The following is a 2,094-nucleotide window of genomic DNA, read 5'->3' as shown; positions in this document are numbered from 1 at the left end:
GTGTAAGAGGCGCCGCTTGCTAAAAAGTTTCCCCCTGTTGGTGCATCATACCATTGATAAACGCCATCTGTTCCGGTTGCTGTCAGTGTCGCCGAACTGTTTCGGCAAATAATCTGATTCTTTGCAATAGGTGGGGCAGGAACGGTTGATGTATTAATCGTTATACTTTTTGATAATGGTTGAAGATTACCAGTATTATCCCACACCGAAACCGTATAGGTATCGGCTTTGTTTACCCTTATTGTAGGAGTGATTTCTCCGGTACTCCAGGAATAATTAAAAGAACTTTTGCTGTCTGAAACAGTCGCTGTCAGCGTTACATAACCACCGGAACAAATAGAAGGTTGTGAAGATGCAATACTTAGATTATATGTAGATGACTGACTAAATGATTTGAAACTTATCAGCGTAAAAAAAAGAACACAAAGACGAACCTTCATATAAATTAATTTTAATTTGTAATTGATTTAAATGATAACTCATAGGTAGAGAGGTTCTTTTTGGAAGTAATAAATGGGTGTTTCTTCCAAAGAAAGTCCAGACTTTTATATTCTGGATTTTTCGTTATAGCTTAACTTTGTTTCTCAAGGCAGGTGTAAAAGGATTGTTATAAAAAAATAATAACCACAGGTAATTTTGAAAATCACTCAAGGGAAAATATTTTAATTTTTAATATTTAATGAATAGTGTTGGCATCATCTTCAAAAGGTGTTCTGGTAATGATACCTGACCTATATTATAAGTCTACGGTGTAAGCGTTTAGCGCCACGTATAAAGGGGATGTTATGTTATCTAAATTAATATACCAATGGGCATCGCTGCGAAGAATAAGGCAACTGTTTCAGGGCGCTTAGGTAACGCCAGAGAACAATTGTTAAAAAATATTGATTAATAATGTAGCAGAAAAGTGAGTTTTAGCGGTTGGGGCAAAGCATTCGCATATTCACTTACGTGATTGGTTCAAAAAACACATTTTTTTGAACTGAATAAAACCGTTACCGGTTGATTTTAAATGATCATGCTTTTAACCGATCAACAATCAGACCTCCCGGATTAATTTTGAATGAGATTATTCGGGTTTATATTGGTTTATCATTCTTTCGATATTATCATAAATTAAGCTACATCTTACAGCTTCAGATCGGATAATACCCATTTTTATATCAAATCTATTTGTTTAATATTTAATAATAAAGGAGCTTTAAAACTTGAAAAAAAAATGTAAACTGCCTATTAAGGTTTTACAATTAATAGCATATTGTTTTACAGCAAGTGTAAAAAACTGTCTATTATTTACAGATGTCCTTGCCTCTGAATTTATATGAGTAGTATGTACAGAACATGAATCCCTGGGTATTTTAACATGTCCGGAGTTTTCCGATTATACCCTTACAAAAGTAATAGCCCATAAATAGGCATAACTTTGATTGGCATGGTTTACAAGTGACTCACCCGGTCTACGCTTCGCTGTACCGCCCTCTCTTCGCCTGTGGCGGAAAGAGGGCAAAGGAAAAAAGGATAAAGAGGAAAGAAAAAAAAATCACCCTCTTTCCAGCGAAGCTGAAGAGAGGGTCGACAAGCGTAGCGATGTCGGGGAGAGTCGATAAACAGCCTGGTTTGATGAAACTGTCAATTCATGGGCTATTACCCTTACAACGCTCTGCTGTACACGAAGAGAATTATCTTGAAAAGGAAAAATTTTTAATAGATATATTAATTGGAGGATAGGCAAGTTAATTACTGCGAAAGCCCAATTCTATTCAGCAACAGATTTAGCTTATATATAGCTAATATCATTTTTGCAAGAAATAGTATATTAGAAAGTATGTTGCGGGCAGGTAACTTTATACCGATTGTTGAGCAGGATGCCGATAACAATTTCGTGGGTACCGCTACTCACCGTCCGTAACTCGGAAGTGGTAAAATCATAGGAATAGCCTACATTGATAAGTGAATTAATATTGATGCCTGCCAACGCTGCAAAAGAATCACCTCGCCTGTAAGATCCTCCCAGCCAAAGTTTATCCTGAAAAGACAGTTTCATATTAACATCGAAAGTGGTAGGAACCGGCTTGATCATTTTCAGCAATACGG

2 protein-coding genes are annotated in these 2,094 nt (G+C 36.3%); both read right to left on the bottom strand.

The window, feature by feature from the left end:
* The coding region (locus AAGC65_RS26120; RefSeq protein WP_343115383.1) for a hypothetical protein at positions 1-440 on the bottom strand (440 nt) is incomplete at its 3' end.
* Positions 441-1,816: 1,376 nt separating this feature from the next.
* On the bottom strand, positions 1,817-2,094 hold a 278-nt coding region (locus AAGC65_RS26115), incomplete at its 5' end, for a type IX secretion system membrane protein PorP/SprF (protein ID WP_343115382.1).

The organism is Mucilaginibacter sp., assembly GCF_039207105.1.
In the GTDB taxonomy this organism is placed as follows: domain Bacteria; phylum Bacteroidota; class Bacteroidia; order Sphingobacteriales; family Sphingobacteriaceae; genus Mucilaginibacter.
Note: the sequence above shows the minus strand (reverse complement) of the source record. Positions and strands in the feature narration are given on the sequence as shown.